Genomic DNA, 26,679 nt, shown 5'->3' with positions numbered 1-26,679 from the left:
AGTTCGGGGCAGGTAAGATCCCGTAGGAAACCCTAGTAATCCGGCTCACAGTATCCAGCGCAGTGTACGGGCCAAAACCAGATCCCGAAGGTATGCATCCATGGTTCACACTGCCCCTCAAGACACCGATCTCGCTGCCGAATTGCGCGCCGACGTGCGCCGCGTTTCCACCCTCCTGGGTGAATCATTGGTTCGCCAACACGGTCCGGAACTGCTTGACCTCGTGGAGCAGGTTCGCCTGCTGACCAAGGAGTCAAAGGAAGCCGCGCGCGGCGGTGCTGATGCCACCGGCCCTTGGAGCGCGCACGACGTCGTAGCCCAGGTCCGCGAGTTACTCGCCTCCCTGCCACTGGACCAGGCGACGGACCTGGTGCGGGCCTTTGCGTTCTACTTCCACCTCACCAATGCGGCGGAACAGGTCCACCGTGTCCGTGGCCTTCGCACCCGGCAGGAAAAAGACGGCTGGTTGGCCAAAGCCGTTTCCGAGATCGCGGGCCAAGCGGGTCCCCAGGTCCTGCAGGACGTGATCAACGAACTCGATGTCCGCCCCATTTTCACGGCACACCCCACGGAAGCTTCACGCCGTTCCGTGCTGGACAAAGTCCGCAAACTCTCCGATGTCCTTGCCGAGCCCACGGCGGAAGGAACGTCCACGCGTCGTCGACAGGACCGGCAGCTTGCCGAAATCATCGACCAGATGTGGCAGACCGATGAGTTGCGCCAAGTCCGCCCCACGCCCGTGGACGAGGCACGAAACGCCATCTACTACTTGAACAGCATCCTGACCGACGCCATGCCGGAAATGCTGACGGACCTCTCGGAGCTGCTGGCCGAGCACGGTGTCACTCTTCCGGCCGCCGCCGCGCCGCTGCGGTTCGGTTCGTGGATTGGTGGTGATCGTGACGGCAACCCCAACGTCACCGCTGCTGTCACCCGTGAGATCCTGCAGCTGCAGAACCAGAACGCCGTGCGCATCAGCATCGCCCTAATCGACGAACTTATATCGGTGCTCTCCAACTCCACGGCACTTTTCGGGGCCGATCAGGTATTGCTGGACTCGATCGCCGAGGACCTCAGGAACCTCCCGGGGCTGGACAAGCGCATCCTTGAACTGAACGCTCAGGAGCCCTACAGACTCAAGCTGACGTGCATCAAGGCCAAACTCATCAACACCGGTCGCCGCGTTTCGGCCTCGACGTATCACGAACCCGGCCGCGACTACGCCACCACGTCCGAGTTGCTGGCCGAGTTCGGTCTGCTCGAGGATTCGCTGCGGAACCATTCGGCCGCGCTGGTGGCAGACGGCGCGCTGGCCCGTGTTCGCCGGGCAATAGCTGCCTTCGGCCTGCATCTGGCAACACTGGACATCCGCGAGCACGCCGATTACCACCACGATGCTGTTGGACAGCTTGTGGACCGGCTCGGCACGGAGAAGCCCTATAGCGGCCTGAGCCGTGAGGAGCGCTTCACGTTCCTCGGAGCTGAACTGGCGTCGCACCGCCCTCTTTCAGGGCATCCCATCAAGCTCGAGGGCACTGCCGACGGTACGTACGACGTCTTCCGCAGCATCAGGCAGGCACTGCACACTTATGGGCCGGACGTCGTGGAGACCTACATCATCTCCATGACCCGTGGTGCCGATGATGTCCTGGCCGCTGCGGTCCTGGCCCGCGAGGCAGGCTTGATTGACCTCTTCGGCGCCAAGCCGCACGCCAAGATTGGCTTTGCCCCGCTGCTGGAAACCGTGGAAGAGCTGCGCGCTTCCGCTGAGATCGTGGACCAGTTGCTGTCCGATCCGTCATACCGGGAACTTGTCCGTCTCCGCGGCGACGTCCAGGAGGTCATGCTGGGCTACTCCGATTCCAACAAGGAATCCGGTGTGATGACCAGCCAATGGGAGATCCACAAAACCCAGCGCAAACTGCGCGATGTTGCGGCCAAACACGGCGTCCGCGTCCGCTTGTTCCATGGCCGCGGTGGTTCCGTGGGCCGTGGCGGCGGACCGACATACGACGCCATCATGGCGCAGCCGAATGGTGTCCTTGAAGGCGAGATCAAGTTCACCGAGCAAGGTGAGGTCATTTCGGACAAGTACTCCCTGCCCGAACTGGCGCGCGAAAATCTTGAGCTCTCCCTCGCCGCCGTCATGCAAGGCTCGGCCCTGCACCGTACCCCGCGTACTTCCGAGGATGAGCGCGAGCGCTACGCGAACGTCATGGAAACCATCTCCGACGCAGCCTTCGACCGCTACCGCACACTGATCGATGATCCCGAGCTGCCGGCCTACTTCCTCGCCTCCACCCCGGTGGAGCAGTTGGGTTCGTTGAACATTGGATCGCGCCCGTCCAAACGCCCGGACTCCGGTGCAGGCCTCGGCGGTCTTCGTGCCATTCCGTGGGTCTTTGGCTGGACCCAGTCCCGGCAAATCGTTCCGGGGTGGTTCGGCGTGGGCTCGGGCCTGAAGGCTGCCCGCGAGGCAGGCAACACGGACCAGCTCGTTGAAATGATGGACCGCTGGCACTTCTTCCGCTCGGTGATCTCCAACGTGGAAATGACGTTGGCAAAGACTGACATGGAAATTGCCGGGCACTACGTTTCCTCGCTGGTCCCGGAGGGACTGCACCGCCTGTTCCACATGATCCGTGACGAGTATGAGCTCACTGTGGCCGAAATCGAGCGTCTGACCGGCGAGATCGAACTCCTCGATGCCCAGCCGACCCTCAAGCGGTCGCTGGAGATCCGCGACCAGTACTTGGATCCGATCAGCTACCTTCAGGTGGAGCTGCTCCGCCGCGTGCGCGAAGAGTCCGTGTCCGGAGCCGAGATCGACGAGCGGCTGCAGCGGGCCATGCTCATCACGGTCAACGGCGTGGCCGCGGGCCTGCGCAACACCGGCTAGCAAACGCCCACTCACATCCCTCGGGGTTTCAAGGATCCCTCTCTCACTTGGTGAGAGAGGGATCCGCCCGAGGGCGCGGGACGTGAGAGAGGGATCCGCCCGAGGGCGCGGGACGTGAGAGACGGTTAGGGTGGTGGGATGCCGTCGTTCCAAACCAAGTTGAAGATCACTGGCCTCAAACCGGGAAATGCGCCTGAGTCAGTGATGGCCGCAGCGGTGGAAGCCTTGGAAACCCGCCACCACGTGGAATCGAACCAGCTGGATATCGTGGGCGGCGTCCCCCAAATCAGCCTGCGCTTCACAGTGGGTGACCGCGATTATTCCGGTGAGAACGACGAAGCCCGGACGTCGGCAGCCATGATGCGCGACGCCGTCGAACGCGTGGCCATCACGGGCAGCCTGTACGTACTGCGCCGCAGCCGCGGACGCTGGTCCCCGGTCTGACGACGCTGGTCGCCGACCTGCGTCAAGGAAGTTACTCTGGCTGGGGTACGTCGCCGGGCTTATCGGCGTCGTAGGGCTCGTCAACGGGGGAGCGGCTGCCACGGCGCCGCGTGACGATCAGCCCGACCACCACGCCGATCACCAGGCCGACGCCCACGCCGATGAGGGAACTGGCCCAAAACGGCAGCTTGGTGGTGGAGCCAGTGAAGTAGCCAAGGCCCACTTGCCAGACCGCCCAGAGGACCGCGCCCAAGCCGGCGCAGAGGCTGAAACCGCGGACGGACACGTTGGCGATGCCCGCTGCCGAGGACGTTGCGAGCCTGCCTCCGGGGATGAATCGTGCGCCGATAATGGCGCCGTAAGTGGAGGAACGTCCGGCTTTGGCGATGGCTTCGTGTATGCCGCGATGGACCCGGCGGCCCCACGACCACCGGTCCAGAACATGGCTGATGCGCCGTTTGAACAGGACAAAAACCGCCATGTCGCCGAGCCAGGATGCGAAAGCGGCGAGGAAGAGAATCAGCCAGAAGTTGGCGTGGCCGTCGGCAGCGAGGGCGCCGCCGGTGATCACCACCATTTCCGAGGGGATGGGCGGGAAGATGGCGTCGCCCAGCACAATGGGGACGATCCACAGATAAATCGCGGATCCCCACGTCTCCGGGGCGGTGATGTCCATGGGCACAAGGTACCGCACTTGCCGCATCCGCCGCTCCGGCGCGAGACTGGCGCCATGAGAATCGACATTTTGAAGGGGGACATCACCACCCGCCCGGTGGACGCGATCGTCAACGCCGCCAACTCGTCTCTGCTCGGTGGAGGGGGAGTGGACGGGGCCATCCACAGGGCAGCTGGCCCGGAACTCCTCAAGGCATGTCGCGAGGTGAGGCGGACGGCCTTGCCGGACGGCCTGCCGGTGGGCGCTGCCGTCGCGACCCCCGGGTTCGGGCTTCCCGCCCAGTGGGTGGTGCATACGGTGGGGCCCAACAGGCATGCCGGGCAGACGGATCCGGCGCTGCTCGCCTCGTGTTTCCACGAAAGCCTGAGGGTGGCGGCCGGGCTTGGTGCCAGGACGGTCGCCTTCCCTGCGATCAGCGCGGGAATTTACGGATGGGACGCCCGTCAGGTTGCCGAGGTAGCGTTCGACGCCGTGAGGTCGTTTTCGTCGTCGGCTTCAGCAGGTGCGGCTGCGGACAGCCCGCTTGAGGTAGTGGAGTTCGTGCTGTTCTCGGAGGATACGACGGCGGTCTTCCGGACGGTTTTCGGTTCCTCGCCGGGGTTTGATTCCTGACCAGGGTCCGACGACTGAACCGGCGAACGGCAGACCCTGCCTTTACGCTGCTGCAGGCGCGCTCCCGGGGACTTCTGCAGCACGCTTGTGGCCCAGGAACTTGCCCGCTTTGAAGTACCAATACGGCCAGGCGATCCACGCGGATGCCCCTGCCAGGACGCCAGCGCCCATGATCGCGAACCTCAGCCATTCCGGACCGGGAATCAGGAAGCCCAGACCTGCCACCGGAAGTCCGATGACCAGTGCCCCTCCAATGAACCGGCCAAGCCTGGCCAGTCCGAGCGGGTAACCTTCCACGGTACGCAGCTTGTTATTCGCTGTGAGGAACCACGCAGCCTGGGTGGTGATCGCAGCGACGGACACTGCGGTGGATGGCTCGAACGCCAGGACCTTGAGCACCAAGAGGGCGGAACTGGTGGCACCGGCTGCGCAGGCTGCCACAGTGATCCATTTCAACGGTTCGGTCCACGGTGCTTTCGGAAGGCGCTTGTGGACCTGGAGGATCACAGGAATGACAAGGATGTTGAAGACTGCGCCCGTAGCGTCGTTGATGGTTCCGAAAACGAAAGGTCCACCCCTGGGCACTTCCACGGCGTACATGGCTGCGAGGGTCACGACGCCGGTCACTCCCACTGCGGCAGCGGAGTACGCAAAGACCGCAGCAGACCTGTCGCCTGGTATTTCCACCAAATTGTCCATCACAGCTCCCGGAGAAGACCCAGAATCCTCATGGTAGTCCTGCGCTGAGCCGTGCGAAACAGGTGCCGCGAAAGGCTCCCGCCGGGTACTCAGGCGTGGGCTTCGCTGAGCTCCAACTGGCTGCGGTACTCCACGGGTTGTTTGGTGATGGGGTCCACAAACCGAATGCCGCGGGCAAGGAGTTGGAGCGGCTTGTTGTAGTCATCCGGGGCTTTGTCCAGCAGGTCCGGGTAGAAGGCATCGTTGATGATTCCCAGCCCCAACGATGCCATGTGGACGCGAAGTTGATGGGTTTTTCCGGTGTGGGGTTCCAGCCGGTACAGCGCGCGCTGGTGGGTGCCGGCGTCGAACGTTGTTGTTTGTTCGATCCGCGTTTCGGCGTTCGGTTCGCCGTCGATCACTTCGGCGAGCAGGTAGCTTCGGGACTTGGTCATGTGGTTGCGGACCACGGCGGGGAACTCGACGGCGGGAAAGCCTGCGGCGGGCGTCGCGGCGGACACGCACTCGTATTCCTTCTGGACCTGGCGCTTCTCGAAAAGCACCTGGTAGTTGCCGCGCGTTTCCGGGTTGGTGGAGAGCAGCAGCAGGCCGGCCGTCATGCGGTCCAGGCGGTGCATGGGGATGAGGTCCGGGAGGTTCAGGAGGTTCCGGAGCCGGACCAGCGCGGATTCCTGGATGTAGGTGCCGCCGGGAGTGGTGGGGAGGAAGTGCGGCTTATCCACCACCAGGATGTGCTCGTCTTGGTGAAGGATAGTGATTTCCACGGGCAGCCGCGTCTCGGGCGGGAGAGTGCGGTAGTACCAAATGAAGGTGTGGTCCTTCAGTTTGGTGCTGCGATCGAGGGGAACACCGCCTTCACCCACGATCTCGCCGGCGTCGAACCGGTCCTCAATACCCTGGGGATCGATGTGTCCCCAGCGGTGCATCATGTAGTCCATGGCGGTGGTCCACGGGCCCTCGTCCGGGAGGCGCAGACGGGTCGCGTTCACGCCGTCGCGCACGGGGAGGGGGGATTGCATCACCGGACAATTCTACCGGCGTTGCGTTGTGGGGCCCGCTGTGCGCCCTGATTCGCGCGCGAGGCACGCAGAGCGGGCCTCACAACGGAACCAACCGACGATAAAAAATTTCTTGACAAGAAAAGTTGTCGGTGACCATACTTGAAGCATGTTGGACATCGAAGTGATCGAGGACCCGGCCGCGGCGGAAGCGTCGCTGGACCCGATCCGCACCCGCATCCTCCACGAGCTCGCCGAGCCCGCGTCCGCCACACAGTTGGCCCTCAGGGTCGGTTTGCCGCGGCAAAAAGTGAATTATCACCTCAAAGCCCTCGAACGGCACGGGCTGGTTGAGCTGGTGGAAGAGCGGCGAAAAGGCAACGTCACCGAGCGCGTGGTGCGTGCGACGGCGGCCTCCTACCTGATCTCGCCCGTCGCCTTGGCATCGGTGGCCCCGGACCCACGACGCTTCGCAGACCGCTTCTCCGCGTTTTGGCTTCTCTCCCTTGCCTCGCGCACCGTGCAGGAAATGGGCAAGCTCATCTCCGGCGCCGCTGCGGCCAAGAAGAAGTTGGCCAGCTTCGCGATCGACGGCGAGATCACGTTCCGCTCCGCGGCGGAACGCGCAGCGTTCGCCGAAGAGCTGGGAGTGGCGGTGACCCAACTGGTGGATAAGTACCACGACGGCGGCGCTGCCGCGGAGGCGGGCGGGGCGCGCAAGCACCGGCTCGTCGTCGTGCTTCACCCCGCACTCAAGACGCCCCCGCAACAAGAGCACTCAACAGATCAAACAGCAGAAAAGGACCAAAGCAATGACTGACAACCGGAAATTCGAAATTGTGGCGGACGCCGAACTGCCCGGAACCCCGGAGCGGGTGTGGGAGGCGGTTACCAAGGACACTCCCGCGTGGATGTTCCCCACGGATCAGTGGCCGGACGTAAAAACCGTCCAGGAATATCCCGCGCACTTGGTGTCACGGATGGATGGCCCGGACGGCTGGTTCAACCAGTTGGAGCACGTCCTGGAGCCTCTCGAAGGTGGCCGTGCCAAGCTGCACTATGTCCACAGCGGCATTTTCGCCGATAACTGGGACGAGCAGTACGACGGTGCCAGCAAGCATACGGAGTTCTACCTGCACACGCTGGGTCAGTACCTGCAGTACTTCGACGGCAAGCCCGTAGTGTTCACCGACATCCAGGCGCCGGCCTCTTCACAGACCCCTGGCGGTTTCCTGCAGCTGAAGAAGGCACTGGGCGTGGAGGATGTTGCTGCCGGTTCGCGATTCGACCTGGACGCCGACGGCGTGGGGCGGCTCAGTGGCGAAGTGGACTTCTCCAACGAGAACTTCCTGGGACTGCGGACCGGCGACACCCTTTACCGCTTCTTCGGTCGGAATGCTTTCGGCGCTCCGGTGGGCATGACCGTGCACGATTTCAGCGGCTCCGGCGACTCGGAGCTCACGACCAAGACCTGGGGCGCATTCCTGGAGAAGGTCTACGCGTAAGCGAAACCGGCTAGGCGGCCCAGGCCCGGGCTACGGAGTCCAGGGCCGCCTCGTAGAATCGTGCCCAGTCCGTGGCGGGGTCATTCATTTGCGCCAACTCTAGGCTGACCAGTCCGTGGACCTGGCCCCAAATCGCCATCGCCACCATGGTGGGATCGTCGTTGCGGAGCACGCCGGTTGACTGGGCAGCCACCACCGCCTCCACCAAGGGGAGCATGGAATCCGAGGCGACGTCCGGCGTCGGGCTGCAGTCAACGTAGGCAGCCAGCGCGCCGCCGAACATGAGCCGGTACAACGCTGGATGCTCCAAGGCCCACACCCGGTAGGCGCGCCCAAGCTCCAGCAGTCCGCCCTTGGCGGCTTCCTTTTGGGACTCGCCGAAGGAGCGAAAGCCGTCGTCGACGGCGGCCGTCAGCAGTTGCGCTTTGCCGCCGAACAGGGAGTAAATGGCCGTGGTGGAGGTCTCTGCCGCGGCGGCGACGTCCCGAAGGGTGACGCGGGCAGGTCCTTCGCGGTCCACGAGGTCTGCGGTGACGGCCAAGAGGCGTTGCTGAACATGTTGATCATGAACGATGGGTCTTGCCATGCCTTCAAGTGTTTCATAACATTGTTTCATAACAACGTTACGAAACTCGAAGTCGAGACCGCAGTCAGGAAGGATTCACATGGCACAGGAGATTTTCCCCGGTCGCTTCACGGCGGACATCGGGCGCGACACCGTGACCGTTTTCCTCATCGGGATGCGCGCCAACCGGTGGTGGAAGATGGGCCGAGTGGCGAAGGTTGCCTCGGCCATGCCCACCATGATGCGGCACCTCGCTGCGAACCCCGAAGCTGGACTACTCGGCAGTGAGCAGTGGTTCGGGCGGACCACCGTGCTGCTCAGTTACTGGGAAAGCCCAGAGCATCTTCGCAAATTTGCTGCTGACAAGAATTCGCCGCATCTGGGGCCGTGGCGGAAATTCATGAAGGAGATTGCGGGCAGCGGGGACGTTGGCGTGTGGCACGAAACGTACCAGGTTCCGGCGTCGGGCATTGAAGTGGTTTACAACGGAATGACGCTGTTCGGACTGGCCAAGGCAACCTCGCATGTCCCAGTGGGCCCCGGCAGCAACACGGCGAAGCAGCGCATGGGCGGGACGCGGAGTGCGGCGGCTTAGGCAACCGCGACGACGGCGGGCCGCTCGGCCTTGAGGGTGCGGCGCAGGTGGGGTGCGGCGTCGAGCTTGTCCTGGGCGGCGCGGAGCGCGCCGACGGCGAACTCCAACTGCGCGGGCGGCAAGGTGTAGGGCACACGCAGGTAGTGCTCGAACGCTCCGCCCACACCAAAGCGGGGACCGGCGGCCAAGCGGAGCCCGAAGTCCGGTGCGAGCACTGTCAGCGCTGTGCTGCACGGCGAGGGGAGCCGGCACCAGACAGTGAGTCCACCCTGTGGTCGCTCCACCTCCCAGTCCGGCAGGTGCTGCGCAAGCAATCCCAGCAGCGCTTCCCGGTTGTGCCTCAGCTCCTCCAATCGGGCGTCCAGTGGCTCCGAGAATGACCTGATCAGGCGCGCAGCCGCCAGCTGCTCCACCACGGGGCCGCCCAAATCCATGACGGTCCTGGTCGCAACAAAGCGGTCAATCAGGGCTTCGTCTGCCCTGATCCACCCGGTCCTGAGGCCTGCCCAATGGGATTTGCTCAGCGACCCAATGGACACCACCGAAGGACTGAAGGACGACATCGGAGCCGTGCGGACGCCGTCGAGGTTCAACCCGCGAAGCGTTTCATCCACTACCAGTACGGTCCCGGACGCAGTTGCCGCGCGCACCAAGCGCCGCCGCTGCAGATCCGACATGATGCGTCCTGTTGGATTGTGGAAGTCCGGTACGAGATAGGCCATGGCGGGTCGCTGGTGGTTCATGGTGGCGACCATCGCGTCGATGTCCCAGGCCGGAGAGGTACTCGACTGTATTACGGGCAGCGCAACTGGCAGCGGTTTGCAGCCGGCGGAGCGGATGGCGTCCAGCGCGTTGGGATAAGTGGGGTGTTCCACCATGACCCGGTCCTGCTTTCCGGCGAGCGTCCGCAACACGATATTGAGGGCATGCTGGGCGCCGGAGGTGATCAGGATCTGGCCGGCTGTGGTGGGCGCGCCCTCGGCGGTGTATTTTTCCGCGATGGCTTCACGCAGGGCGGGTACGCCCACAGCGTCGTACCCGAAGCCCGGCAAGAGTGCAGGCAGTTCGGTCAGTGCCTCCGCGAATGCCCTGTGCACCACTTCTCCGGCGGCGGGAAGCGACGCATAGGCCAGGTCCAGCAGCCCGTCCGGAACAGCAAGGCCCGGTGCACTGACTGGCGCCGTGCGGTGCGGGATGCAGGTCCTGCCGCGGCTGCCCTGCCCGGCAGTGAGGAAACCCTGCTCGCGCAGGCTCGCGTACGCGGCGGTGACGGTAGTGCGGCTGAGGCCGAGTGTTTGGGCCAGCGCGCGTTCGCTCGGCAGCGCGACGTCCAGTGGGATGCGCCCATCCATCACCAGCAATCGCACGACGTCGGCCAACTCCCGGTAGGCGGGCAGGGCGCCGGAGTTCCAGGAGCCCAGGAGGCGGACGAGTGCAGTGGGATTCAATGAGCCGGACATAAGACCAGTATTCCAAACTGGCTATGGAATACAAGGCCAGTTCTCTTGGATGATGGACATCATGATGACCCGAAGAATCACACAACTCCTGATTGGCCTCGCGATGTATGGCATCTCCCTGGCCATGTTCATCCGGGCCGGCCTTGGCTTGGACCCCTGGGACGTGTTCCACCAAGGCGTGTCCCAGAAGACTGGCCTCAGCATTGGCGTTGTGGTCATCGCGGTCAGCTTCCTTGTCCTGCTCCTCTGGATTCCGTTGCGGCAAATGCCGGGGATCGGAACCATCGCCAACGCGGTGCTCGTGGGACTCTTTGCCGACCTCGGTCTGTGGCTCATTCCGGAGTTCTCCCACCTTGGAGGCCAGATCGCCATGCTTGCCGGAGCCGTGATCCTCAATGGCATCGCTTCTGCCTGCTACATCGGAACACGGCTCGGCCCCGGCGCCCGCGATGGCCTCATGACAGGCCTGGTCCGCCGTACCGGATGGTCGGTTCGACTGGTGCGCACCGGCATCGAAGTGGTGGTCCTTGCCGTAGGTTTCCTGCTGGGAGGCTCGGTAGGCGTGGGAACCGTGGTCTACGCCTTGGCCATTGGCCCGATCGTGCAAGTGCTGCTGCCGAAATTCATGGTCCCGGAAGTGTCCAAGGCAAAGGACGGCACGGCTTCCGGTCCGGCAACGGAACCCGTGGAAGCCGTACCGACAGCGCCAGCTGCCTCGTGAATCCGGGGCGCACAGCCGGGGGTTCCGGTTGGGCGCACTCGTGTGCTGCCCGCCGCCCGCTCCCGCTGCTGAGCGTCTCTGGCGCTTTGCCCACTGCTAGTGACGGGCTATGGGGCCGGCTGGCAGCGGGGGCAGAAGTAGATGTCCCGTTCCTCAGTCCCATCCGGGGCCGCCAGGAGCGCGCGGCGGACAGTGGTCCCGCACCGACGGCACGGTTGGCGTTCCCTGCCGTAAACCCAATACCCGGGCCTCATGGCGCGGGGACCAAGAGTACTGCGCCGCCCCGGACCGAGGTTTTCACCGAGGAGGCGCTTGGCATCGTTGATGGTCTTGGCCAGATCCGGCACTTCGCCCACCGGGAGCGTTGGGTGGATGCCGGAGAGGAAGCACGCCTCGCACCGGTAGATATTGCCGATGCCTGCGAGCTTACGCTGGTCCAACAAGGCGAAACCCACGGTGATGTCCGGCTCAGCCCGTAGCCTCCGCAGAGCTTCTTCCTCGTCCCAATCCGGGCCGAGGAGGTCTGGTCCCAGGTGTCCAACAATCTTCTCTTCCTCGGCGGTTGGCACCACTTCCAGGATGCCCAGCGAGAACCCCACCGCGTCAGCCGAGGCTGTGCGGAGCACACACCGTGCCGTGTGACCGGGTTTGGTCCATCGACCACCCGGCGGATAGATCATCCAGTTCCCCTCCATCTTCAGGTGGGAATGGATGGTCAGGGCACGCGGCCTTTTGCTGGCACCGGGTTCCTCGTCCACTGGTCCGGTGAGGCGCATCAAGAGGTGTTTGCCCCGCGGGACCACCTCGGTCATGGACCACCCTGCGAGGTTCAGCGTGGCGAAGCGGGGCACACGGAAGTCGGAGGCCGTGATGGTTTGCCCGGCCAGGGCCTCGTTCAGCCGCGACGCCGCGCGCCAAATGGAATCACCCTCAGGCACGGATCCGCAGTCCCTTCGGAGTGGAGTAGGCGCCGGCTGCTGCCAGGGCAACGGCAATGGGGGTTTCGAGGAGGTCGTGCCCGTTGACCTTCTCCATGAAGAGCTTGTCCACGGCGCCGCGGCGCACCACATCCACCAACGCCTGGGCTGCCAGTGTCAGCACGGCCTCGTCTTGGTTGAAGGTGAGCAGCGTCTTGCCGCCGCGTTCCACGTAAAGGACCAACGCGCCGTCGACCATCACCACCAGCGCTCCGGCTTTCCGTCCGGGACGGTGCCCGGACCCGGCGTCGACTGACAACGCGGGCCACGGAAGGGCGGCCCCATACGGGTTGGCTGGATCCGTTGCGGCCAATGCCAACGCCGACGGTTCTGCTTTGGAAATACGGGCATCCTCGGTGAATGATCTCAGTCGGTCCACTGTTGCGGGGACCGCGAACTGGGCAGCTCCCAAATGCTCGATGAAGTAGCCGCGGCGGCACCGGCCTGCCTCCTCCAACCGGGCAAGCACTTTGTACATGAGCCCGAAGCCGCCAATGATGTTCTCCGCCATGACCGAACCGCGGGTCACCACGCCATACCTGTCCAGCAGCAATTCGGCGGTGCCGCGGGCATGGATGGTGGGATCCAATTCCGGGGCGGGCAGGGCCGACCAACGGCCCACAGCAGACGGTGGTGCAGCTGCAATCCCGCCTGGAACCGAACCGTAGCGGCCACCGGTAAGCCCAGGCGAGCCCAGCAGACCTGACCCATGGGAACGGCCCAGCCTGCTGAGGCGCGGAGCCCGTGCCCTGGGGGCCTTAGCCACCTGCCGGTGGGCGGTTTTGCCACCGGCGATCATGGCGCGCACCGGGGCGAACGTATCTCCTGTCACCCGGCCGGCCCAGACCAGGTCCCACAGAGCGGAGACCACGGCGTCGTCACTTAACACTGCGTCCATGCCGCCGGCCACGTCCGTGAGTTGCCGGAAGAAGTAGCCACCGCCTGCGCTGAAGTGCTCCAAAAGCCGCTGCTGTGCGTCGCCGGGTTCGAACTCGGGGGACGGGCTGAGGGTCAGCTCAGCGGAATCGGCCACGTGGAGGCTGATCCAGCCGTCGTTTCCGGGCAGGGACCCTGCCCCGGACCAGAGGAGTTCGCCGGCGGCCATCAGTTCGTCCAGCATGGCGGGTTTGTAGTCCGCCACCCGGCTTGCCAGTACCAAAGGCTCCCAAGCTGAGGCGGGGATCGGAACCCCGGACAGCTGGTCCACGGCCGTGATGATGCCGTCCAGTCCGCGCAACGCCTGGCTCCGCGACTTCCCCGGTGCGGTGACATTTTGCCAGGCCGGCAGGAACCGCCCATAAGCGGCAGTGTCCACGGGCTCCACTTCGGCGCGGAGGGCAGCCAGGGAACGACGACGCAGCTTGCGCAGAACTTCGGCATCGCACCACTCGCTGGACGGCGGGGCGTCCAGGGTCATGAGCTCGCGATCTGCGCCTTCCGCTGTGGGTTGGGGTTCGGCCACAGCGTGTGGACGGAACTCTCCCTCCACCACCCGGCCGTCCCCGGCCAGGCGTTTCAGGGCCGTGTTGACCACCGCGACACCGAGTCCCAACCTCGAGGCCGCTTCCGACGCCGTGAAGGGCCCGTGGGTGCGGGCATACCGGGAGACGAGGTCACCCAAAGGATCATGGACCGGTTCAATGAACGCCAACGGAACACCCATAGGCAAGGGAACGCCGATTGCGTCGCGAAGTCTCGCGGCATCCTCCACTGCAGAGAAGCGTTCGACGCCGCCAATGGTCACCTTGAGTGCACGGTTGGCTTTCTGCAGGGCAGCCAAGTGGGATCCGGCGTCGGTGACCGTGCCTGATGGCGCGGCCGGCGGAGCTTCGTCCAGGTGTTCGGCGCCGTCCGGATGATCTGCGCTGACATGCTCCTCCAGCGTGTGCTGCGCTGTTTCAGCTGTCTCCACTCCTTGAAGCCGTTCCGCCACTTCTTCAACGCTGAGCGGACCCAACAACCGGAGCAGGTCAGCGACGCCCTCCATCCCGCGCACTCGGCGGTCCGGGGCCAGCCGCTGTAGTTCCCTTTCCGTGGAATCGATGACTGCGGCGTCGAGGAGCTCGCGCAGTTCCACACGCCCAAGGAGTTCGTTGAGGAGAGTGGAGTCCAACGCCAGGGCAGCAGCCCTGCGTTCTGCCAAGGGGGAGTCGCCCTCGTACAGGAATTGGGCCACATAGCCGAATAAAAGCGACTTCGCGAAGGGGGAGGGCTGCTGCGTTGTGGTCTCCACGATCCTGAGCTCACGGCGCTCCACGGATGCCGCAATGTCTTTCAACGCGGGCAGATCGTAAACATCCTGCAAACATTCGCGCACTGTTTCGAGCACGATGGGAAAGGACGGGTACTTCCGGGCGACGTCCAGCAATTGGGCCGAGCGTTGCCTCTGCTGCCACAGCGGCTGCCGTTTGGCCGGGTTTTGGCGTGGCAAGAGGAGCGCCCGCGCCGCACACTCGCGGAACCGGGAGGCGAACAGGGCGCTGCCACCTACTTCAGTAGTGACGATCTGCTCCAGTTCCTCCGGATCGAAGAGGAACAATTCAGCACCGGGTGGCTCATCCTCCATCATGGGCACGCGCAGGACGATGCCATCATCGGCCGCCATCGCGGACCCATCCAGGCCGTAGCGCTGTTGGAGTCGTTGGCCCACGGCCAGCGCCCACGGAGCGTGGACGGGCATGCCGAAGGGGCTGTGGAGCACCACCCGCCAATCGCCCAGCTCGTCATGGAAACGCTCCACCACCAGCGTTCTGTCGCTGGGAACAATCTCCGTGGCTTCCTTCTGTTCCCTGAGGTACTGGAGCAGGTTGCTTGCCGCGAAGGCATCCAGACCACTGGCTTGGCAGCGTTCCATGGCGGGAGCCTCGTCCGCTGCGGAGAGTTCCCGGATAAACGCGCCCAAGGCCCGGCCCAGGTCAACGGGCCTGCCGAGCGAATCACCCTTCCAGAAGGGAAGCTTCCCCGGCTGGCCGAAGGCAGGGGAGACCAGCACGCGGTCGTGCGTAATGTCCTCGATCTTCCAACTGGTGGCGCCCAGCGCAAAGACATCGCCGACCCTGGATTCGTACACCATTTCCTCGTCGAGTTCACCCACACGGCGGCCGCCCTTGGCCGCGCGGGCCGAGGCAGTGGGTTCACTCCCGTTACCGCTGCCGGGGGAAGCTGATCCCTCGACTTCCGTGCCGATGATGTACACGCCGAACAATCCCCGGTCCGGGATGGTGCCACCGGAGGTCACTGCCAAGCGTTGGGCTCCGGGCCTGCCCTCAATGGTTCCTGCATGCCGGTCCCAGATGATGCGTGGCCGGAGCTCGGCGAACTCGTCCGAGGGGTACCGGCCGGCCAAGAGGTCCAAGGTGGCTTCAAACGCTGATCGCGGCAGGCTGGCGAACGGTGCAGAACGCCGGACGGTGCTGAACCAGTCTTCGACGTCGATGCTCCCCAAGGCAGTTGCCGCGACCGTCTGTTGGGCCAGGATGTCCAAGGGATTCGTGGGGATGCTCAACCGCTCAATCTGCCCACTGAGCATGCGTTCCACCGTGACGCTCGTGTGCAGGAGATCCGCCCTGTGCTTGGGGAACAGCACACCTTCGGAAATCTCGCCCACTTGGTGTCCGGCGCGGCCTACCCGCTGGAGGCCACTGGCCACCGACGGTGGAGACTCCACCTGGATGACCAAGTCCACAGCACCCATATCGATGCCAAGTTCCAGTGAGGAGGTTGCCACCACGCACCGGAGCCTGCCGGACTTGAGGTCGTCCTCGATCATGGCTCGCTGGTCTTTGGACACCGAGCCGTGGTGGGCGCGGGCTAATACGGGATCGGCGCCGGTGGTACTGCCGGCCTGCGCCATCATGTGAGCCGGCGTGGCGGTGGACGCCGGCACTGAGGATGCCGGAGCTGTGGACACAGGAGCTATGGACCCCGAAACGCCGGAGCTTGCCTCCGGTGCTGCCCACTCTCCGCCGCCCACTGCCATCAATTGTCGTTCGGCGTAGATTTCATTGAGCCGTGCCGTCAGGCGCTCTGAAAGGCGGCGGGAATTGGCAAACACAATGGTGGATTGTTTGGAGAGGACCAGATCCACAATCTGTTCCTCCACATGCGGCCAGATGGAGGCCTGGGGCTGCAGTCCCGACGCCGGGCCCGAATCGAATGCCCCCGCGGCACCCTGGAGGTCTGACATGTCCTCCACAGGCACGGTGACGGTAAGGTTCCAGTTTTTCTTGGACGGCGGAGCCACGATTTCCACCGGTGCCTGACCTGCCAGGAACTGCGCCACCAACTCACGCGGTTGGACGGTAGCCGAGAGCCCGATGCGCTGCGCTGGCTTGGGAAGCAATGCATCCAGGCGCTCCAGCGAGACGGCAAGGTGTGCCCCGCGCTTGGTGCCCGCAACGGCATGCACTTCGTCGATGATGATGGTGTCCACTTCGCTGAGCGTCTCCCTGGCACGGGAGGTCAGCATAAGGAACAGGGACTCCGGAGTGGTGATCAGGATGTCCGGTGGGTTGGTCAACAGCGTACGGCGATCTGCCGCCGTCGTATCTCCTGAACGGACACCGACCGTGACGAGAGGTGCAGGCAGCCCTAAACGCTTGGCGGTCTGGGTGATGCCAATCAGTGGTGCCCGGAGGTTCCGCTCAACGTCCACGCCGAGGGCTTTCAGCGGTGAGATATAGAGGACACGTGTTTTGGTCTTGGGGCGTTTGGCCCGGCCTTTGCCGTTGGCAGGGACAGTCTCCAACCCCGGAAGGGTGTCCGACGGGGTGGAATGCAGCCGGTCCAACGCCCACAGAAAAGCTGCGAGGGTCTTACCGGAACCGGTGGGAGCCACGACCAAGGCATGCGAACCTGACGAGATCGCGTTCCACGCCCCGTCCTGCGCGGGGGTGGGCTCGGAAAAAGCGCCGAGGAACCATTCCCTGGTTGCCTGGCTGAAACGGCTGATGGCGCCATCCGACGCCTGCGGCTCCTGCATTCCTCCATCATGCCCCACGGCCCCGACAGAATAAGACGGAGCCGTGGAGACAGTGTCAGACTGCCTGGAATGCTGTGATGGTCAGGAGCTTGATACCGGCGTTGCTGCACGCATCATGCGCCTCGGCGACGAACAGCGACGCGGTGTCGTTCGGCGGGTAGATACGGAAACCGGCAGCGGGGACCTTGGTGCAATCGCCGTAGTTTCCGGCCTGCGTGTAGCGGATTTCGGCCCACGCCGACTTACCTGGGGCCAGTTCGATCTTGGTGACCGGGGTGGTCGTTTCGCGGGTTGCCGGTTCGCCGATCGGTTCACCACTGGCCTCGGCGGTCAGTGAGACGCCGGCGAAGCCTTCCAGTGTGCACGGCGTGGTGCCGGAGTTCGTCAGGATCAGCTTCTCGTAAATGCTGCCTGCCGCTCCGCCGCCGGTTGAATCGGTAGCCGCAGTCAGGGACGCTGCCTTGCACTGGGTGGCGCCTGCTGGCGCAGCCGACGTGGTGGGCGCCGATGGCGTCATTGTGGCCGTTGCCGAAGGTGAGCTGGGAGTCGACGAAGCCGACGGGGTTGAAGAAGTGGGCGGGGCACTGCTGGTTCCCGCCGGGCTGGGGCTTGGCCCGCAGGCTGCCAGGAGCAGCAGTGAAGCGGCTGCCGTCGTCGTCACAAGTCCGGTTTTAATGCGCTGAGTCCACATGGGCACCAGCCTTGTCCCGGCCGTGACGTGAGTCAATTCAGCCACGGCGAAGGACCTGGATTGGCGCCCGGATCGTAATCTTCCGGGCGCCAATCCAGAGGTCGACTACTTGGAGGAATCAGCCTTGACCACCGCGGGCTTGGCAGCGCGGCTGCGGAAGAACGCCGCACCGCCCAGGCCCAAACCAGCGATGCCGGCGATGAGGCCCGCCCAGCTGCGTGCCTGCGAACCGTCGTCGGAGGTCACTGCGGAAGCCTGCTCTGTGGAGACGGCGGTTGCAGCGTGGTGGTCACCTTCTGCAGCAGCAGGGGTGATGGTGACCGACGGCGCCGGAGCCTTGAGATCGTGGGGGTCCTGGCCTTCCTTGGCGATCTCGGACCAATCGGTCTGGCCTTGTTCGCAGGTCTGCAGCGTGGGGAAGTAGAGGGTTTTGCCGGCGGCGTCCGGCAGCTTGACGGACAGGACCAATGCGTCACGCAGGTGAGGGTCAAGCGGAGCCTTGGCCGTGTACACAATCTGGCTGGTGCGCTTGGTGATGGTGGTTCCGTCATCCAGCTTCTTGGGCTCGGCGAGGGTCTCCGTGACCTTCTCCACGGTCCAGTTCGGGTTGACGGTCGGCTGTGCGTCATTCAGCTCTTCGGGGAGTGAAATGGCAACCTTTGTGGTGCCGAACGTGTCGCAACCGTGGGGGATGCCGAAAGTGACCAAAGCGTACGAGTTGGCAGCGGTCTTGTTCGGGTCGGCGGAAACGTGGGCGGAGGCTCCGGCCAGGCCTGCCATCATCAGGGCGGCGGTTCCACCGGCGACGGCGGTAGCGGAAAGGGTGCGACGGAGGGCGGACTTGTTCATGGGATTGCCTTTCGGGGGCGCCGGCTGAGGCGGCGCGGGGGTACGGGTTGAGAGCCCGTCACCATGCAAAGGCTTTGCTTTTGCGGCGCGCTGTTGCGTCGCCTTGGTGCCGGGCGGAACTAGGGAAGTACGACGACGGCGGGCGGGCCGCGTCGGCTGTCTTGCCTGAGGTTCCGCCAGGGGCGGGGGATGAAGACATCGGGTGCGCCAACCGCGGCAGGCGAGGCACCGGCGTCGGGCCTGAACACCAAGGTGGGCAGGGCGAGCAGCGGCCGTAGCCAGGCCGCCAACTGCCAGAGCGCATCTTCACCCTTGGTGAGGACGATCGCAGAAGCAAAGGTAGCGATGACGTGGCCCACCAGCATCAGGGGGCCGAAAGCCGTCCCGAGCTCATGGGTGTGCGCTGCTGCGAGGTCCATGCCGGGGCTTAAGGAATCGCCGCCGAGGTGGTGGTTTGCTGCCGGACCCGTGGCCGTGATGGGTCCCAGCGCGGTGAAGGCCTCGTGAAGCACCAATTGTCCCGCGCCTAAGAGGCCCGCCATGGAGACGAGGTTCAGCTTGAAACGGGTAGCCAGCGTAGCCACCAGAGCTGTCAGCACCACGAGCGCCAAAAGGACCGGGGCCGTGGGAAGCGTCCCGCCACCCACAATGTGGGCACCTGCTGCGAGGAGAACCACCACAAGAGAGACCGTGCCCGACCGCAGCGCGTGGAAGGGAACCCGGGTCCGCGATGTGCGCACGTGGTCCTCCCTGATCTCAGTTGGTGTTTGGTTGTCGGCGTCTTGATTCTATCGGGAGTTCGGCGCCGGTCTGGCCCCGGATGGGTGGCTATGTGGATATGTGCGCCGAGGGGCGGGATCCCGGCTCTTTGGCAGCAGCGAAAGTGGTGAGAGCTAACCCCTCGCCCGCCGGACGAAGGTTGCTTCTGGGGGCTGAGGCACTTTCGCTGCGGAAGTGGAACGACGACGGCGGAGCTCCAGTTTGAGGCTCTCCTCGCCGCGCGCCATGGCCCAGTGATGGTTGGCCGAGAATGCGGGTTTCAGGAGCCAGCTCAGCCTGCGCAGGAGGGGCTTGGCAGCGCTGACCCGCCAATCGTAGGTGATGACCACTTCCGGGCCGTCGGTTTCGAATGTCCAGCGACCTGTTCCATTGAGGTCGCCAGCGGCGGTGAGGGCGAAGCCGTCGAGGCTCACGGGTTCGGTAATGGTGAGTCGCCAGCGCAGGGTGTACGGAAGCCAGCCCTTGGTGTGGAGGTCGAAGGTTGCGCCAACGCCGCCGGGTCCGCCGTCGGCCACGGGAGTAACCGTGAGGTAGACGGAGGGCCACCATTGCTTGAGCGTGGCGGCGTCACCAAGGATGTCCACCACTTCCTGGCGGGTGCCCGCTACTCGCCACACGGTGACGAACTCGTAATCGGTGCTTTTGGTTGTTTTCTTGGTGTGCCCGGCCATTGTTGCCTCCGAGGTCCGTCCTGGTTCCGAGGGTGTCTTGTGGCATCCGTGGGCTAATCTACTCCTGGCTTCGCCGAAGGGTTAGCTCTCGCCTCTTTGAGCGGGTGAAAGGGGTGAGATCCCGCCCCTCGCCGGGCGTGAAAGGGTTGAGATCCCGCCCCTCGGCGGTGGCGCAGGGGGAGCTACTCGCCCGAGTTCTCCCGGGAGGTGATGCCGAACGGGGCTGACTTGAGCTCGGTGAAATTTCCCACGCTGGCCCGGACCGTGCACTGTGGCGTGATTTGCAGGGCTGTGACGGTGAGCCCGGAGCTGTCCACTGCCAGCGCCCCGCCGCAGCCATCGGCGAACCGCACCCCCTGCTCACCGCCGGTGACGGCAGCGAGCATCTGGGATGCCTTACCTGAGGCTGGGCTGACGTAGAGGGGATTGAGTTCATCGGCACCGCCGGCCCACACGGGGACGAGCGTGATTTTCAGGGGGCTGGGCGTTACAACGCGTGCAGGGGTGCGGACCTCTACACCCTTAAGGCGTTGCACCGGGTACGCGGTGCCTTTGACCGCAGGGTTCTGCGTGGCAGCCGTGGTTGCCGTCGATCCGCTGCGGAGCCAGGCATCCATTGCCTTCTGGTCCGCGGGCTGCACAGGTACCTTGGCGGTCAACTGCACTGATCCTCCGGCAGGAATCTCCATCCCGGAGAGCTTCCAGCCGCACTCAACGTCCAGTCCGGAGATGGAAGCCTGGTTGCGGCTCACAGTGCCACCGTCCCACGTCACAGCCGGGCAGGTTTCGCCATCGGCAAGACCGGGAATGACCTCCAGGAACTCACCGGACAACGGCGCTTTCTGCGCTGAGTAGGACACCGTCAAACGGACCTGACCGGAAGAAGGCTCGTACGTGGCGTTTCGTGAAATGGTGAGGCCGGTCGGCAGGGCAGGGTCCTGCAACTGCGCCGACAATTGTTGTCCAGGCGGCGTGGGAGCTACCTGCGGGCTGGTGGGGGACAGAAGGATAAAGCCCACCACCATCGCCACGATCAGGAAGACCGCGCCAGCGCCCAGAAGCAACGCTTTGCGTGTCCGCCAGAACGGGGTCGCGTCTTTTTCCTCTGAACGTTCCTCCGCCTGTGGGCGGACTTCGCGGCGCGGCATGGGACGGGCGATGGTAGCGCTGCCTGCCTGCCCCAGATCCGGGGCAACCACATCGACGCCGGCAGATGGCGCCGCTGCAAAGGCGGTAGGTTCGTCATCGGCAAAGGCGCCGCGAACAACGGTGGCCGGGCGTTCGACGTCGTCGAACTCTTCAGGCGCTGTCCCCCGGGAGAGAGCAGGCTTGCCGGCAAGTCCAGGCGCCAAGCGCCGGAGGTTCGAAGCCGCCTCACCGGCTGTTGGGCGTTGGTTGGGGTCCTTGGACAGCATCCGATCCAGGACGCTCCACAGGGCATCGTCGACGGGAATACGGGGCGGGCGCGATGAGACATGGCGGTAAGCCACGCTGAAGTCCGTGCCCGGACCTGCGAAGGGAGTACGCCCGGCAAGGAGTTCATACAGCAGGACGCCCGTGGAATAGACATCTCCGGCGGGGCCTGACCGCCCTTGGCTGATGAGTTCGGGCGGCATGTACTGCGGAGTGCCGATCAGGCCGGTCGTTTGGCGGATTTTCTCGCCCACGACGTCGGAAATGCCGAAGTCGGAGACCCGCACGTCGCCGCTTTCAGACTCGGCCCACGGGCGGGCCAGGAGCACATTGTCCGGCTTGATGTCCCGGTGCGTCACTCCCCGTGAGTGGGCAAAGGCGAGGGCATCGAAAATCTCTGCGGCCACTTTAACGGCATCTCCGGAAGGCATAGGGCCACTGTCTTTGACGACGTCGCGCAGCGAGCCACCCGCGATGTAGTCCATGACGATGGCCAGCCGTTCACCCTCCACCACCATGTCCCGTACCGTGACGATGCTTGAATCCTGCAGACCAAGCAGCACGGATCGCTCTCGGACGAACCGCTCTACCAGGGAAGGGTCATCGGCATGCTCCGGGCGCAGGACTTTGGCCGCCAGGGTGCGGCCGTCGGTGGACGTGACGGTCCAGACTTCGCCCACAGCCCCAGAGCCCACGCGCTCCCCAAAGCGGTAGGACGCGCCCAACGCCTGACCCGTTTGTGCCAATTGCATGTCCGTACTCTCCAAAGCTGTCGATCTGATGTCCGGGCCGTCCCGCGGACCCCTGCAAAGTGTCTGCTGCTGGTTTAGCTTCCGGGGCTCAGTGACTGGATCAGCGACATCTGCCCGCCCACACCGAGGTATCCGCGTCCGGCGGTGAGCGCCACGGGTGCCTTCCGTGGAAGGGTGGCACCCAGCAGTTCGCCGTCATAATTGACGTCGGGCTGGAGCACCACGCCGAGGCGCGATTTGCGGATGGACTTGGTCCAGTGGCTATACAGCCCACGCAGGTCAGCGGCCCGTCCCGAGGCGACGATGCAGAGCCCCGGAGGCCCTGAAGCGATCATCCCCGCAATGGACTGATCGGTATCCTCGAAGCGTTCGGAGTCGTCGATCAGCAGGAACACCGTGCCGCGCTCGATCCGCAGGGAGGCCAGCAACGCAGGCACTTCGTCCGTGCCTACGGCTACGCGGTCCAGAGCAGCGGTGGCCAACGGGGAGCGGCGGTCGCAAATGCCCCAGACCTGGGCCGGTCCCCGGGAAGTGGCTACGCCACGGACAGCCTCGGCCAAGGCCAACAGCACGGTGGATTTACCGGAACGGGCCGGGCCGGCAATGAGGGCGTGCTCGCCTTCGTAAATTTCCAGGAAGGCCGGTGAGAGGTCCGTTTCGCGGATTCCCACGGGGATGTGCCACGGTTCGGTCTCCAGTTGTGGCTTCACACCCAGATCCGCCATGGTGACGTCGGTGGGCAGGCTCCTGATTGCCGTGGTCTTGGCAGGCGCGTCTCCCCAGCGTTGGCAGACACGGTCCACAGCGGCTTCCAACCCGATGCCGGGAGTCGCAACGTGCATCTGCAGGGAGGTCCGCGGATCCACGCAGCGTCCGGGGATGGCGGCAGGGACATGTTTTGCCCGCACCCCGAGCGACGAGTAGTCGTAGGTGTCGGCAAGCCGGAACAGCCACTTCTGCAGCGTTACTTCATTCATCACAGAAGGAACTGCTTTGGCGCGGGTAGTGGTAACGGCGAAGGAGAGCCCCAGCGCCGGCCCGTCGGCATAGGCCCGGTACAACAGGCCCAGGAGTTGCTGTCCTTCGAAGTCCTGGAATTCATCGCGCAGGGAGGCCAGGCCGTCAAGCAGGACCACAGTGCGCCGATGCGTACCCGGTGCTGCCCTGCGACTTTCCAACTCTGTGTTCAGGTGTCGCAGGAACCGCGCTTGTTGCTCCTTGGCGCCGGCGCCGGTTCCCACATAGGCCACGGTGTGCGGCAGGCGTTTAAGCATCTCAAGATCACCGGAACCCATGTCCAGAACCATGAGGTCCAAATCGGCCGGATCTGCGTCCTTCGCAAGTGTCAGCGCGATGGTCGCCAAGGTGGTGCTCGTACCTGAGCCCGCCACGCCCATGAGCATCAGGTTGCCCACCGATAGGTCCCAGCCGGCGGGCGACTGGCGCTGCAGCTCAGGTTCGTCCAGCAAGGTCACCAGGACGGTGGACCCCTGCACCCTTCCGACCGCTGGACGGTCAGGCCCGGACGTGCCCAAAGCAGAGGCATCTGCCGCAAAGCCTTCCAGCTCCACCCGCTCACCCAGCGCCTCCGGCCAGACCTGCCGCGGAGGGGCGTATCCAGCCTCGGCATTGGCATCGACCACGGCGTCGATAAGGAGATCCAGATCGTTCTCGTCCATCGCAGCGGACCGCGGAAGTACAGGAGCGGGGGCCGGGACACCGAACTGCCGGATGTCGCGGACATCGACGGCGGGACCGCCGTCGAGCTGTGCCTGTCCGGTGACCAGCGCGGTCTGGACGGGAGTGATGTCGTCCTGGCCGAGCTTCACAAAGGCGCGGCCCATCTGGGCCCTGCCGATGGCCGAGGCAGCGGGAACGCCAATCACATTGTTGGAGTCATCGCGGCTCTGGACGCGCAACGCTACCCGAAGGTTGGTATTGGCGAGGATGTCATCACTGACCACACCAGCCGGGCGCTGCGTAGCCAGGATCATGTGCACCCCCAAAGTGCGTCCCACAGCGCCAATGCTGACCAAAGCGGTCAGGACGTCCGGGAAATCCTTGGCCAGCATGGCGAACTCATCCACCACCAGCAACAGGCGTGGCATCGGTTCGGCCGGGTTGGTGGCCAAATAGGCATTGAGGTTATCGATGCCCTCGCCTGCCTCCGCGAAAACCCGCTGGCGGCGCTCCATCTCTGCTTCCAAGGCGATCAGGGCCCGGTCTGCCAGCTGTTCGTCCAGGTTGGAGATGGTTCCAATAGTGTGGGGTAGACGCTCGCATGCCTTGAAAGCGGCCCCACCCTTGAAGTCCACCAGAATGAAGTTCAACCGGGTGGGATCGTTGCGGGCCGCGAGTCCGGCCACCAGGGAACGCAGGAACTCGGACTTTCCGGATCCGGTGGTACCGCCTACCAAGCCGTGTGGGCCGTCTTTGACCAGGTCCAGGGTGAGTGGCCCGTTTTCGCCGGTACCAATGGGGGTGGAAACTCCGGTGGGGGCCTGCCACAGTCTGCGAATGGTCGCTGCGTCGGGGCGCTCATAGCCAAGAAGGCCCGGCATCCGCACCAAGGCGGGCAGGGATGCCCCTGGAACGCTGAGTTCAGGATCATCGAAGTGTGCCAGTCGCGTGGCGCAGCGCAGGGCTTCTTCCTGGTCGAGGCCTGCCAAGATGACGTCCTCCACACGAGTGAGGTCCTCGGGCTGGTCAACGGCCGCGGCAGCATCCGTGCCAACCCTGATGATGGTGGTGCAGGAGGCCGGCAGTTGCTCCTCGGACGTCGCTATGACGATGCCCGCCACGCGGGGTGGCCGCTGCTGCGGGTTGATATGGCCCCCGGGAACGGAACGCCCCATGCCGAGCAAGGCCCGTGCCGGGGCATCCCTGCCCTCTGTCAGTACGTCGGAATCGAGGACCACCATGAGCGCTGGGGTGGGCAATTCTTCCACTGAGTCCTTCAGCATGCGCAGCATGGCCAGGCTGGTCTCACGGTGCGCGGACATCCAGCGATCGCCCGTGCTGCTGCCGGTTTGGCGCGTGTGGGGGAGCCACGAGGCCCATTCCCATTCGTCGGCCCGGCCGGCGTCGCAGAAGACACCAATCGTCAGATCTGCCGGACCAACGTGCACCGCAGCCTGGGCCACCAGGGAGCGGGCCAATGCCAAGGCGCCTTCCCGCGAGCCAACAATGCCCACTACGCCGGCGTCGGTCAGGTCCACCAGCACAGGGGCTGCCAGGAGACGGGCTGCCGTGAGGGTTTCCTTAACCTTTTCGTCAGGGCGCGAGCCCGCAGCACGGTCCACCTCAGGCTTCCACGGCACATCACCCGTGCCCGCATGCAGGGCCAGGAAGTCGTCCGAGTCTGCACGCCGCTGCCACAGTGACGTTGCCGGAAGCGCAGGTCGGCGGACCACTGTGGCGGGATCGGGGACCATCCTGTGCCGCCGGGCGGTTTCCACCTCGGCGGCAGTGCGGATCTGCTTCCCAAACTCCTTGAGCGCTCCGTCGAAGCGCTCGGCCTCTTCCTTCAGGCCACGGGCATGGCGGCGCTTTTGCTCGAACCACATGCCCACAGCCATCACCGGACTGAGCATGGCGAACATGGCGAACCGCATGTCACGGAGGATCATCACCATCGCAACCGCCATGACCAGCGGAGCCAGCACCGTGATGTAGCTGAACTTGTTGGCCGGGGGAACATCCTTGCGGCTCGGCGGGACCAAAGGATCCCCGGCCGGTGCACGGCCGGGTCGCGGTGGCCTGTTAAAGGGAGCAGTGGCTGCTGGCGTCAGGTTGTGCAGGCTGCCTGGCGCGGGGGCCGGGGTCTCGTCCAATGCAGGGCGGAGGAGAAGGACCGTGCCGCCTGCCGTGATGGTGGCCGTTTGAGTGACCAGAACCCCGTCCTCGCCCACAGGTTCCCCGTTGACCAAAGTGCCGTTGGTGGAACCGCCATCCACCACACGGAGCCCCTCCTCTTCACGGTGAAGACGGAAGTGGTCCCATGAGGCACTTTCAGTAGGAAGGCTGAGATCGGCGTGGGGTGATCTGCCGATGAGCATGTCGCGTCCTTGCGGAACGTCCACCACGCCTCCAGTACGCTGACCGCCGGCCAGTGTGAGGCTCCAATCACGCACGCGGTGAGGCATTGGCCACGGTGCACGTGAGATGCGGCTGCCTTCCAGCAGAATCAGCTCGGACAGCGGTGTGGCCCCACGAACCTCTGTTTCATTGACGAACACAGGTTCCTCAGGGCCAACACGGGGTCCCCCGGCGGCTTCCACTAAGTCGGACAACGTGATGGCGGGCGCAGCGTGGGCAACCTCGCACTCGAAACGACGATCGTCCAGGTCGATCAGCACACGCACCGGGCGCTCCTCCTATAGTGGAACTGT

Annotated in this window: 20 protein-coding genes; 7 read left to right on the top strand and 13 right to left on the bottom strand. The window is 64.7% G+C overall.

From position 1 onward, the window contains the following. Positions 1–100 precede the first annotated feature (100 nt). Positions 101–2,899 carry a phosphoenolpyruvate carboxylase gene (ppc, locus tag AB4Y77_RS12645; protein ID WP_442014192.1) on the top strand — a complete coding sequence of 933 codons (2,799 nt, stop codon included), beginning with the start codon at positions 101–103 and terminating at the stop codon, positions 2,897–2,899. Between the two features lie 138 nt (positions 2,900–3,037). Continuing rightward, complete coding sequence (locus tag AB4Y77_RS12640) at positions 3,038–3,343, top strand: hypothetical protein (RefSeq protein WP_089593699.1); 306 nt, start codon at positions 3,038–3,040, stop codon at positions 3,341–3,343. A 31-nt stretch (positions 3,344–3,374) separates the two neighbouring features. On the opposite strand, the gene AB4Y77_RS12635 is transcribed toward AB4Y77_RS12640, so the two are convergent. Then, on the bottom strand, positions 3,375–4,019 hold the full coding sequence (locus AB4Y77_RS12635; RefSeq protein ID WP_311214145.1) for a DedA family protein: 645 nt from the start codon (positions 4,017–4,019) through the stop codon (positions 3,375–3,377). Between the two features lie 54 nt (positions 4,020–4,073). Here AB4Y77_RS12635 and AB4Y77_RS12630 point away from each other — a divergent pair, with 54 nt between their 5' ends. Beyond that, positions 4,074–4,631: an O-acetyl-ADP-ribose deacetylase gene (locus tag AB4Y77_RS12630; RefSeq protein ID WP_442014191.1), complete on the top strand. Its 558-nt coding sequence runs from the start codon at positions 4,074–4,076 to the stop codon at positions 4,629–4,631. A 42-nt stretch (positions 4,632–4,673) separates the two neighbouring features. On the opposite strand, the gene AB4Y77_RS12625 is transcribed toward AB4Y77_RS12630, so the two are convergent. Further along, on the bottom strand, positions 4,674–5,330 hold the full coding sequence (locus AB4Y77_RS12625) for a hypothetical protein (RefSeq protein WP_442014190.1): 657 nt from the start codon (positions 5,328–5,330) through the stop codon (positions 4,674–4,676). Between the two features lie 89 nt (positions 5,331–5,419). After that, complete coding sequence (locus AB4Y77_RS12620; protein ID WP_442014292.1) at positions 5,420–6,349, bottom strand: pseudouridine synthase; 930 nt, start codon at positions 6,347–6,349, stop codon at positions 5,420–5,422. A 148-nt stretch (positions 6,350–6,497) separates the two neighbouring features. Here AB4Y77_RS12620 and AB4Y77_RS12615 point away from each other — a divergent pair, with 148 nt between their 5' ends. Together AB4Y77_RS12615 and AB4Y77_RS12610 are read left to right on the top strand one after the other, a co-directional pair. Next, positions 6,498–7,148 (top strand): ArsR/SmtB family transcription factor, encoded by a 651-nt coding sequence (locus AB4Y77_RS12615; RefSeq protein WP_311214147.1) that lies wholly within the window; start codon positions 6,498–6,500, stop codon positions 7,146–7,148. Further along, entirely contained in the window at positions 7,141–7,833 is a 693-nt protein-coding gene (locus AB4Y77_RS12610; protein WP_311214148.1) for an SRPBCC family protein, read from the top strand. The genes AB4Y77_RS12615 and AB4Y77_RS12610 overlap by 8 nt, the downstream gene beginning before the upstream one ends. A gap of 10 nt (positions 7,834–7,843) precedes the next feature. On the opposite strand, the gene AB4Y77_RS12605 is transcribed toward AB4Y77_RS12610, so the two are convergent. Beyond that, positions 7,844–8,419, bottom strand: coding sequence for a TetR-like C-terminal domain-containing protein (locus AB4Y77_RS12605; protein ID WP_311214149.1), 576 nt, complete (start codon positions 8,417–8,419; stop codon positions 7,844–7,846). 79 nt (positions 8,420–8,498) lie between these two features. Here AB4Y77_RS12605 and AB4Y77_RS12600 point away from each other — a divergent pair, with 79 nt between their 5' ends. Beyond that, positions 8,499–8,993, top strand: coding sequence for a DUF4188 domain-containing protein (locus tag AB4Y77_RS12600; protein ID WP_311214150.1), 495 nt, complete (start codon positions 8,499–8,501; stop codon positions 8,991–8,993). Here AB4Y77_RS12600 and yczR read toward each other — a convergent pair. Further along, positions 8,990–10,453, bottom strand: a complete 1,464-nt coding sequence (gene yczR / locus AB4Y77_RS12595; RefSeq protein ID WP_442014189.1) for a MocR-like transcription factor YczR — start codon at positions 10,451–10,453, stop codon at positions 8,990–8,992. The two genes, AB4Y77_RS12600 and yczR, sit on opposite strands and share 4 nt — an antisense overlap. A 61-nt stretch (positions 10,454–10,514) precedes the next feature. Here yczR and yczE point away from each other — a divergent pair, with 61 nt between their 5' ends. Further along, the gene (gene yczE / locus AB4Y77_RS12590; protein WP_442014188.1) at positions 10,515–11,174 is read left to right on the top strand and encodes a membrane protein YczE; all 660 of its coding nucleotides are present in this window, start codon (positions 10,515–10,517) and stop codon (positions 11,172–11,174) included. 107 nt (positions 11,175–11,281) lie between these two features. Here the strand turns inward: yczE and AB4Y77_RS12585 are convergent, their stop codons facing one another. The 8 genes from AB4Y77_RS12585 to AB4Y77_RS12550 form a co-directional block, all read right to left on the bottom strand. Then, positions 11,282–12,112, bottom strand: a complete 831-nt coding sequence (locus AB4Y77_RS12585) for a DNA-formamidopyrimidine glycosylase family protein (RefSeq protein ID WP_442014187.1) — start codon at positions 12,110–12,112, stop codon at positions 11,282–11,284. Beyond that, a complete protein-coding gene (locus tag AB4Y77_RS12580; RefSeq protein ID WP_311214154.1) occupies positions 12,105–17,132 on the bottom strand; it encodes an Lhr family ATP-dependent helicase in 5,028 nt (1,675 codons plus the stop codon). The genes AB4Y77_RS12585 and AB4Y77_RS12580 overlap by 8 nt, the downstream gene beginning before the upstream one ends. Before the next feature lie 55 nt (positions 17,133–17,187). Continuing rightward, entirely contained in the window at positions 17,188–17,823 is a 636-nt protein-coding gene (locus tag AB4Y77_RS12575; protein WP_311214184.1) for a DUF4232 domain-containing protein, read from the bottom strand. Between the two features lie 105 nt (positions 17,824–17,928). Further along, positions 17,929–18,672, bottom strand: coding sequence for a YcnI family copper-binding membrane protein (locus AB4Y77_RS12570; protein ID WP_442014186.1), 744 nt, complete (start codon positions 18,670–18,672; stop codon positions 17,929–17,931). 119 nt (positions 18,673–18,791) lie between these two features. Beyond that, positions 18,792–19,412, bottom strand: a complete 621-nt coding sequence (locus AB4Y77_RS12565; RefSeq protein ID WP_442014185.1) for a hypothetical protein — start codon at positions 19,410–19,412, stop codon at positions 18,792–18,794. Positions 19,413–19,565: 153 nt separating this feature from the next. Further along, a complete protein-coding gene (locus tag AB4Y77_RS12560; protein ID WP_311214157.1) occupies positions 19,566–20,123 on the bottom strand; it encodes an SRPBCC family protein in 558 nt (185 codons plus the stop codon). A 182-nt stretch (positions 20,124–20,305) separates the two neighbouring features. After that, complete coding sequence (locus tag AB4Y77_RS12555; RefSeq protein WP_442014184.1) at positions 20,306–22,288, bottom strand: serine/threonine-protein kinase; 1,983 nt, start codon at positions 22,286–22,288, stop codon at positions 20,306–20,308. 74 nt (positions 22,289–22,362) lie between these two features. Then, the gene (locus tag AB4Y77_RS12550; protein ID WP_442014183.1) at positions 22,363–26,652 is read right to left on the bottom strand and encodes an FtsK/SpoIIIE domain-containing protein; all 4,290 of its coding nucleotides are present in this window, start codon (positions 26,650–26,652) and stop codon (positions 22,363–22,365) included. Positions 26,653–26,679: the final 27 nt, after the last annotated feature.

It is taken from the genome of Paenarthrobacter sp. YAF11_1, assembly GCF_052113445.1.
In the GTDB taxonomy this organism is placed as follows: domain Bacteria; phylum Actinomycetota; class Actinomycetes; order Actinomycetales; family Micrococcaceae; genus Arthrobacter.
This window is presented reverse-complemented; position numbering and strand designations above follow the sequence as displayed.